Below are 9116 nucleotides of genomic sequence, written 5' to 3'. Positions count from 1 at the left end.
CGCGTCCGGGGGGGGCGCCAGTGGTGCGGCGCCCCGCGCGGCTCTGGGGATGGTGCGGGTAGGGGTCAGCCGGAGTAGGTGCCGGACTTGACGGCCTTCCACTCGCCGCCCTCGACGGCGTAGACGGTGAGCTGCTTGTTGGTGGCGTCGCCGTACTCGTCGAAGGAGACCTTGCCGGTCACACCGTCGAAGGAGACGTTCTGGACGGCCTCGGTGACCTTGGCGCGGGCGTCGTCCGGCAGCTTGCCGTTGTTGTCCTCGACGACCTTCTTGACGGCCTCGATGATCGCCCAGGCGGAGTCGTAGGAGTAGCCGCCGTAGGCCTCGTAGGCCTCCTTGTAGCCGGCGGTCTTGTAGTTGGCGACGAATTCCTTGGCGGAGTCGAGTTCCTCGACCGGGGCGCCGACGGAGGTGGCGAGGTCGCCGGTGCCGCTGGCGCCGGCGAGCTTGATGAAGTCGGCGCTGTAGATGCCGTCACCGCCGACGACGGGGACCTTGGCGCCCGCGGCCTTGATCTGCTTGCTGAGCGGACCGGCCTGCGGGTACTCGCCGCCGTAGTAGACGACGTCGGCGCCGGAGGACTTGACCTTGGTGGCGACCGCGGAGAAGTCCTTGGTGTCGGGGTCGATGTGCTCGGTGCCGACGATCTTGCCGCCGAGCTTCTTGAACTCGTCCGAGAAGGTGGCGGCCAGACCGGCGCCGTAGGTCTTCTTGTCGTCGATGACGAAGACCTTCTTCTTCTTGGCGTCCGTGAAGACGTACTGCGCGGCGAACGGGCCCTGGATGGCGTCCGTGGTCGCGGTGCGGAAGTACGACTTGTACGGGCGGACCTTGCTCTTCTGCCAGTCCGGGCCCTGGGTCAGCGCCGGGTTGGTGTTGGCCGGGGAGACCTCGACGAGCTTGGCGTCGTCGAAGACCTTCTGCATGGACTCGGCCACGGAGGAGTTCAGCGGGCCGACGACACCGAGGACGCTCTTGTCGGCGACGAGCTTGGTGGCGTTCTGCTGGCCCGAGGAGGGCTGCGCCTGGTCGTCGAGGGCCTCGATCTTGAAGGTGACGCCTTCGACGTACTTCTCTTTGTTGGCCGTCTTGGCGGCGAGGTCCACGGAGTTCTTGATGCCGAGGCCCAGCGCGGACAGGTCGCCGGTGAGCGGGGCGTCGACGCCGATGACGACAGTGGTGCCACTGCCGGTGTCCGAGCCGCCCTTGTCCTCGTCGCGCGAACCACAGGCGGTGAGAGTGAGTGCTCCCGCCGCCAGCGCGGCGGTGATGGCTATGAGCGAACGTTGACGCACGATCAGTCCTTTCCCTGGCACGGCCCTTCCTGTTTGAAAGGGGCCGAGTCGAGCGCTGGGCCGAAGACGTGACTTCGATTCCTGTGGCGCGGTGACTGGCCGTGACTCTAAGCGGGTGTAGGGAATGTGGAGGAGAGTCTGGCCAAGGCTGTGACGCTCTTGTTATGACACGAGGTAATGCAGAGCGGTACTCAGTGGGTGGTTGCGCGGAATTCGGGCTGATTCGCCCTGTCCACATGGTGAGAATGTGCAGGGTCGACGCGGGTAGGTTCAGGAGTGTTCACGCTTTTGGTGATGACGAAGAATCGTTGCTACAGGCGACTTGAAGGGCGTCCGAGAGGTCCCGCGTGTAGCGCTCGCCCAGCATGAAACTGTGCGCTTCCATTGCGCGCATATTACGTAGAGTTACGTCCAGGAAAGGCAGCCCGGGGTTCTCGGGCGCTGTTTCGCATGCGGTGACGCGCATGGTGACGACGATCCGCCGGGGTGTGTTGGTCCCGATCCGTACCGGAGTGCGCGGGTCGGTGCGCAGGGAGAGTCCCGCGTAGGGCTGGGTCATCCGCTCGACGGTCACCGGGGGGCCGGACAGGAGGCGCATTTCCACCTCGAAACGGAAGCTCGTGCGGGGCGCTCCGGCGGGCGGGGCCACCCGGCCGAGATAGACGACGCCGATCGCCTGGGAGGGGTAGGGCGGTGCCGTCGCCCCGGGCCGCGGTGCCGGCTCGGGCCGGGTGGCGTACAGGTAGCCGCCCGCCAGCGCGACGGCGGCCACAGCCGCCGTGAGCACGGCACGGCGGTGGAGGGTGTATCCCCGCCCGCACCGCCCGCGGGGAGGGGCCGGTGCGGCCCCCGGGCCGGCGTCGACGACGTCTGTGGGGTGGGTGCCCTCGCCCGGCTCCACGGGACCGATCCCGCTCACCGCCACGGTTCCTCGCCCGGCCCGCCCGAGCGGTACCACGCCGCGCAGTCCGTCCGCGCCCGCCGTTCGATCAGCCGGTCCTCGGCCCGGGGGCCGGTGCGCCCGCTCTCCGCCCGTGCCGCGTCCACGATCTTCCGCAGGATCTCGTACTGCCCGTTCGACAGCCCCATGGACTGGTAGTCGCCGTAAGTGCCGGTGTCCAGCACCTCCCGCGCCCAGTACGCCACGATCGTCGCGCACACCTCCTCGCGCGGGGTGGCGGACGGGGACGGTGAACCGCCGTCCCGTGCGGACGCGGCTCCGTCCGGCGCCGCGCACCCGGCGGCCAGGACACCGATCAGCACCGCCAGGCCGAGCACCAGCCCCGTCCGGGGCGCCCTTCCCGTTGCCATGCCCCGACGCTAGGGCCTGTCCGCCGTGCGGGACCAGAGGCGAAGTGGCCTTCGCTCCCGCCCGCCCCCCGTCCGCACGCATCAGTCGGACGTCTCCGTCCGCTCGCCCGCGGTCCCCGGGGCGTCGCGCAGCAGGCAGGTCAGGCGGGCCGTGCACACCCGCCGGCCGGCCTCGTCGCTGACGACGATCTCGTACGTGGCCGTCGAGCGTCCCTGGTGCAGCGGGGTGGCGACACCGGTCACCAGTCCGGAGCGGGCACCCCGGTGGTGCGTGCAGTTCAGGTCGACGCCCACGGCGATCTTGGAGCTGCCGGCGTGCAGCATGGAGCCGACCGACCCCAGCGTCTCCGCCAGCACGGCGGACGCGCCGCCGTGCAGCAGCCCGTACGGCTGGGTGTTGCCCTCCACCGGCATCGTGCCGACGACCCGGTCCGCCGACGCCTCGACGATCCGCACGCCCATGCGCGTGCCCAGATGCCCGGCGGAGAACATCGCCACCAGGTCGATGCCGAGGGCCGCGTACTCGTCGATGACCTCTTGCGGGAACTTCACGTGGTGCTGCTCGCCCATGGGGCTCCGTCCGTCCTCGATCGAAAGCGCCGCCGGCGGTCGCGCGCCGGCCCCTGAGCAAACGCTCAGTCGGTCGACGATTGTTCCAGACGGACCACGACGGACTTGCTGGCCGGGGTGTTGCTGGTGTCCGCGGTGGAGTCCAGCGGCACCAGGACGTTGGTCTCCGGGTAGTAGGCGGCCGCGCAGCCGGCGGCCGTCGGGTAGTGCACCACCCGGAAGCCGTCGGCCCGGCGCTCCACGCCGTCCCGCCACTCGCTCACCAGGTCCACGTACGAGCCGTCCGCGAGGTTCAGCGCCCGCGCGTCCTCGGGGTTGACCAGGACGACCCGACGGCCGTTCCTGATGCCCCGGTAGCGGTCGTCCAGGCCGTAGATCGTGGTGTTGTACTGGTCGTGCGAGCGCAGCGTCTGCAGCAGCAGACGGCCCTCGGGCAGCCGCGGGTACTCCACGGGGGCGGCCGTGAAGTTGGCCTTGCCGGTGGCCGTGGGGAAGCGCCGCTCGTCGCGCGGGGCGTGCGGGAGGGCGAAGCCGTTCGGGTCGGCCACGCGCGCGTTGAAGTCCTCGAAACCGGGCACCACGCGCGCGATGCGGTCGCGGATCGTCGCGTAGTCCTTCTCGAACTCCTCCCAGGGGGTACGGCTGTCCTCGCCGAGCACCCGGCGGGCCAGCCGGCACACGATCGCCGTCTCGGACAGCAGCTGCCCGCTCGCGGGCTCCAGGCGGCCGCGGGAGGCGTGCACCATGCCCATGGAGTCCTCGACGGTCACGAACTGCTCGCCGCCACCCTGGAGATCGCGCTCGGTGCGGCCGAGGGTGGGCAGGATCAGGGCCCGCGCGCCCGTGACCGCGTGCGAGCGGTTCAGCTTCGTCGACACGTGCACGGTGAGCCGGGCGCGGCGCATGGCCGCCTCCGTGACCTCGGTGTCGGGGGAGGCCGACACGAAGTTGCCGCCCATGGCGAAGAAGACCTTCGCCCTGTCGTCGCGCATGGCTCTGATGGCCCGTACGACGTCGTAGCCGTGCTCGCGGGGCGGGGCGAAGCCGAACTCCCGCTCCAGGGCGTCCAGGAAGGCCGGGGCCGGCCGTTCGAAGATGCCCATCGTGCGGTCGCCCTGCACGTTCGAGTGACCGCGCACCGGGCAGACGCCAGCGCCGGGGCGGCCGATGTTGCCGCGCAGCAGCAGGAAGTTGACCACCTCGCGGATGGTCGCCACCGAGTGCTTGTGCTGGGTGAGGCCCATCGCCCAGCAGACGATGGTCCGCTTCGAGGCGAGGACCATGCGCAGCGCCTCGTCGATCCGCTCGCGCGGCAGGCCGGTCGCGGTGAGCGTCTCGTCCCAGTCGGCGGCGCGGGCGGCCTCGGCGAACTCCTCGAAGCCGTGGGTGTGCCCGGCGACGAACTCCTCGTCGACCGCGCCCTCGCTCTCCAGGATCAGCTTGTTGAGGAGGCGGAAGAGGGCTTGGTCGCCGCCGATGCGGATCTGTAGGAACAGGTCGGTGAGGGCGGCGCCCTTGAGCATGCCCTGCGGGGTCTGGGGGTTCTTGAACCGCTCCAGGCCGGCCTCGGGCAGCGGGTTGACGGTGATGATCTTCGCGCCGTTGCCCTTGGCCTTCTCCAGCGCGGAGAGCATCCGGGGGTGGTTCGTCCCCGGGTTCTGCCCGGCCACGATGATCAGGTCGGCCTTGTAGAGGTCCTCCAGCAGGACGCTGCCCTTGCCGATGCCGATCGTCTCCGACAGCGCGGAGCCCGACGACTCGTGGCACATGTTGGAGCAGTCCGGCAGGTTGTTGGTGCCGAACTCGCGGGCGAACAGCTGGTAGAGGAACGCGGCCTCGTTGCTCGTCCGGCCCGAGGTGTAGAAGAGGGCCTCGTCGGGGGAGGCGAGGGCCTTCAGCTCCCCGGCGACGATGTCGAAGGCGCGCTCCCAGGTCACCGGCTCGTACCGGTCGCCCCCCTCGGGCAGATACATGGGGTGGGTGAGCCGCCCCTGCTGGCCGAGCCAGTAACCGCTGCGCGTGGCGAGGTCGGCGACGGGGTGGGCGGCGAAGAACTCCGGGGTGACCCGCCGCAGCGTGGCCTCCTCGGCGACCGCCTTGGCCCCGTTCTCGCAGAACTCCGCGGCGTGCCGGTGCTCCGGCTCGGGCCAGGCGCAGCCCGGGCAGTCGAAGCCGTCCTTCTGGTTGACCCGCAGCAACGTCAGCGCGGTCCGCTTCACACCCATCTGCTGTTGCGCGATCCGTAGCGTGTGCCCGATCGCCGGCAGGCCCGCGGCCGCGTGCCGGGGCTCCGCGACCTGTGGCGCGTCCTGAACCGGATCACTCTTCGGCGCCTTGCCGGCCATCGCTGCTCCCCATTCGCATACACGTGCTGTTCGGGCGTGAGGCTACGCCTTCGATCCTCGCACGTGTCACTGACGGCGAGGGGCCCGGGACGACGTGGGTGCCGGGCCGAGGGCAATCGGGGGCCGGGGGTGTAGGGGTCGGCCGCGATCGGGGGCGGCAGGCCGAGGCACCCGGCCCGGCCGGATGCCGCCGAGCCGTCACGCGGTGCGGGGTGGGCTGCGTCGTCCGGGTGCGGCGGGACCGGCCCACACCGCGTGCAGCTCGACGGCGGTGCCCCGCCGGGTGCCGCCTCCCCTGCGCTCCGCCTCCGTGCCGGGCACCGCCCGAACCGGGGGCCGTCAGCACGCCCCGACAGAGCCAGGCCCGTCGAACCTCCACCGCGGCGGGCCCTGCGGAACGGGCCGGTTTCACGGCGGCGCGAACCCCTCGGGCGCCACCGGACGGCCCGGCCCGCCCAGGACCACGTCATGGCCCGGCACCGTCGGCGGGCCCGCGGCGGTGCCGTCGCCACCGCGCCCGACCCGGCGCCCCTCGCGCCCGGGGTGGAGGACGACTCCACGGGCGCGCCCGGAACGAGGTCCGGCCCGGCACCGTCGGTGGGCCCGTGTCGGTGCCGACGGTCTCGCCGCACCCGTGCGCCCCGGCCCGCCCCGCACGGCGTGACAGCTCAGCCCTGCGCGACTCATCCGGCGGGGGTTCGGCCGCCCTCGTCTGCCGCCTGGCCGGGCGGTCGCCGGCGTCCGGAGCGGGCTCCGTACGTCCCTGGGGTCCGGGTGTCAGTGGTACGTGGCAGGATCGGGTTCGTGGCAGAGACTGGAACGAAGAAGACCGACAGCACCCCCGGCGGCAGCCGTCCCCGGCTCATGCTCATGGACGGGCATTCGCTGGCCTACCGCGCGTTCTTCGCGCTGCCCGCGGAGAACTTCACGACGGCGACGGGCCAGCCGACCAACGCGATCTACGGCTTCGCGTCGATGCTGGCCAACACGCTGCGCGACGAGGCCCCCACCCACTTCGCGGTCGCGTTCGACGTCTCCCGCAAGACCTGGCGCTCGGAGGAGTTCACCGAGTACAAGGCGAACCGCTCGAAGACACCGGACGAGTTCAAGGGCCAGGTCGAGCTGCTCGGTGAGCTGCTCGACGCGATGCACGCCGTCCGCTTCGCCGTGGACGGCTTCGAGGCCGACGACATCATCGCCACCCTCGCCACCCAGGCCGAGGCGGAGGGCTTCGAGGTCCTCATCGTCACCGGCGACCGCGACTCCTTCCAGCTCGTCAGCGAGCACACCACCGTGCTCTACCCGACGAAGGGCGTCTCGGAGCTGACCCGGTTCACCCCGGAGAAGGTGTTCGAGAAGTACGGCCTCACGCCGGCCCAGTACCCGGACTTCGCGGCCCTGCGCGGCGACCCGTCCGACAACCTCCCCGGCATCCCCGGCGTCGGCGAGAAGACCGCCGCGAAGTGGATCAACCAGTTCGGTTCGTTCGCGGACCTCGTCGAGCGCGTCGAGGAGGTCAAGGGCAAGGCCGGGCAGAACCTCCGCGACCACCTGGAGGCCGTCAAGCTCAACCGCCGCCTCACCGAGATGGTGCGCACGGTCGAACTGCCCAAGGGCGTCGCCGACCTGGAGCGCGCCGCCTACGACCGCAAGGCCGTCGCGATGGTCCTGGACACCCTGGAGATCCGCAACCCGTCGCTGCGCGAGCGCCTGCTGGCCGTCGACCCGGGCGCCGAGGAGGCCGAAGCCGGCCCGCCGGCCGCCCCGGGCGTCGAGGTGGACGGCACGGTCCTCGGTTCCGGCGAGCTGGCCCCCTGGCTCGACGGGAACGGCACGCAGATCCTCGGCGTCGCCACGGTCGACACCTGGGCGCTCGGCGCGGGCTCGGTCGCCGAGATCGCACTCGCCGCGGCCGGGGGAGCGGCGGCCTGGTTCGACCCGACCGCGCTGGACGAGGCGGACGAGACCGCGTGGGCGGCCTGGCTCGCCGACCCCGCCAGGCCGAAGGTGTTCCACAACGCCAAGGCCGCGATGCGGGTCTTCGCCGAGCACGGCTGGACCGTCGAGGGCGTCGAAATGGACACCGCCCTCGCCGCGTACCTGGTCAAGCCGGGCCGCCGCTCCTTCGACCTGGACGCGCTCACCCTGGAGTACCTGGGCCGCGAGCTGGCCCCCGCCGCCACGGCCGACGGCCAGCTGGCGTTCGGCGCGGACGAGGGCGCCGAGGCCGACGCGCTGATGGTGCAGGCCCGCGCGATCCTCGACCTCGGCGCTGCCTTCGGCGAGCGCCTGGAGGAGGTCGGCGCCGCCGGCCTCCTGCGGGACGTGGAGCTGCCCACCTCCGCGCTCCTGGCCCGGATGGAGCGTCACGGCATCGCGGCGGACCGGCCCCACCTGGAGGCCATGGAGCAGATGTTCGCGGGCGCCGTCCAGCAGGCGGTGAAGGAGGCGCACGCGGCGGCGGGCCACGAGTTCAACCTGGGCTCGCCCAAGCAGCTCCAGGAAGTCCTCTTCGGCGAGCTGGGCCTGCCCAAGACCAAGCGGACGAAGACGGGCTACACCACGGACGCGGACGCCCTCGCCTGGCTCGCCGGCCAGACGGACAACGAGCTGCCGGTCATCATGCTCCGCCACCGCGAGCAGGCCAAGCTCCGTGTCACGGTCGAGGGCCTGATCAAGACGATCGCCGCGGACGGCCGGATCCACACGAGCTTCAGCCAGACGGTCGCCGCCACGGGCCGCCTGTCCTCCACGGACCCCAACCTCCAGAACGTCCCGGTCCGCACCGACGAGGGCCGTGCCATCCGCCGCGGCTTCGTCGTCGGCGAGGGCTACGAGTCCCTGATGACGGCGGACTACAGCCAGATCGAACTGCGGGTGATGGCGCACCTCTCCGAGGACGAGGGCCTGATCGAGGCGTTCACCTCCGGCGAGGACCTGCACACCACGGCGGCCGCACAGGTCTTCGGGGTGGAGCAGTCGGCGGTGGACGCGGAGATGCGCCGCAAGATCAAGGCGATGTCGTACGGCCTGGCCTACGGTCTCTCCGCGTTCGGCCTCTCCCAGCAGCTGAACATCGAGGCCGGTGAGGCGCGCGCCCTGATCGATGCGTACTTCGAGCGCTTCGGCGGCGTACGGGACTATCTGCGCCGGGTCGTGGACGAGGCGCGGGCGACGGGCTACACGGCGACGCTGTTCGGGCGCCGGCGCTATCTGCCCGACCTCAACAGCGACAACCGACAGCGCCGCGAGGCCGCCGAGCGGATGGCCCTCAACGCGCCCATCCAGGGCACCGCCGCCGACATCGTCAAGATCGCCATGCTGAACGTCGGCCGCGCCCTGGACGAGGCCGGTCTCGCCTCCCGCATGCTCCTCCAGGTCCACGACGAAATCGTCCTGGAGATCGCCCCCGGCGAACGCGACCGCACCGAGCAGCTCCTGCGCCACGAGATGGCGAACGCCGTGCAGCTGCGGGCCCCGCTGGACGTCTCGGTGGGCCACGGCCCGGACTGGGAGTCGGCGGCGCACTGACGCCCCTGGGCGCGGTCGTGTGGGTACGCGTGTTCGGGAGCGGGTCAGGTGGGGGGCCTCACGC

The 9116-nt window shown here is 71.6% G+C and carries 6 protein-coding genes; 1 reads left to right on the top strand and 5 read right to left on the bottom strand.

Translation table 11 applies throughout. The annotated features are described in order from the left end of the window. Positions 1–65: 65 nt before the first annotated feature. From ACFU5F_RS09760 to ACFU5F_RS09740, 5 genes are all read right to left on the bottom strand, one after another. Positions 66–1295: a branched-chain amino acid ABC transporter substrate-binding protein gene (locus ACFU5F_RS09760; protein ID WP_383884456.1), complete on the bottom strand. Its 1230-nt coding sequence runs from the start codon at positions 1293–1295 to the stop codon at positions 66–68. A 280-nt stretch (positions 1296–1575) separates the two neighbouring features. Further along, the gene (locus ACFU5F_RS09755; RefSeq protein ID WP_383884454.1) at positions 1576–2214 is read right to left on the bottom strand and encodes a Tat pathway signal sequence domain protein; all 639 of its coding nucleotides are present in this window, start codon (positions 2212–2214) and stop codon (positions 1576–1578) included. Next, positions 2211–2606, bottom strand: coding sequence for a hypothetical protein (locus ACFU5F_RS09750; RefSeq protein WP_383884451.1), 396 nt, complete (start codon positions 2604–2606; stop codon positions 2211–2213). The genes ACFU5F_RS09755 and ACFU5F_RS09750 overlap by 4 nt, the downstream gene beginning before the upstream one ends. Before the next feature lie 81 nt (positions 2607–2687). Further along, complete coding sequence (locus ACFU5F_RS09745; protein WP_383884448.1) at positions 2688–3176, bottom strand: PaaI family thioesterase; 489 nt, start codon at positions 3174–3176, stop codon at positions 2688–2690. A gap of 65 nt (positions 3177–3241) precedes the next feature. After that, entirely contained in the window at positions 3242–5521 is a 2280-nt protein-coding gene (locus tag ACFU5F_RS09740; protein WP_383884446.1) for an FdhF/YdeP family oxidoreductase, read from the bottom strand. 804 nt (positions 5522–6325) lie between these two features. Between ACFU5F_RS09740 and polA the strand changes: the two genes are divergently transcribed. Beyond that, on the top strand, positions 6326–9052 hold the full coding sequence (gene polA / locus ACFU5F_RS09735) for a DNA polymerase I (RefSeq protein WP_383884444.1): 2727 nt from the start codon (positions 6326–6328) through the stop codon (positions 9050–9052). Positions 9053–9116: the final 64 nt, after the last annotated feature.

This window comes from Streptomyces sp. NPDC057438, assembly GCF_042802995.1.
GTDB lineage: Bacteria > Actinomycetota > Actinomycetes > Streptomycetales > Streptomycetaceae > Streptomyces.
The sequence above is the reverse complement of the archived record's forward strand: the minus strand, read 5'-3'. Positions and strand labels throughout refer to the sequence as shown.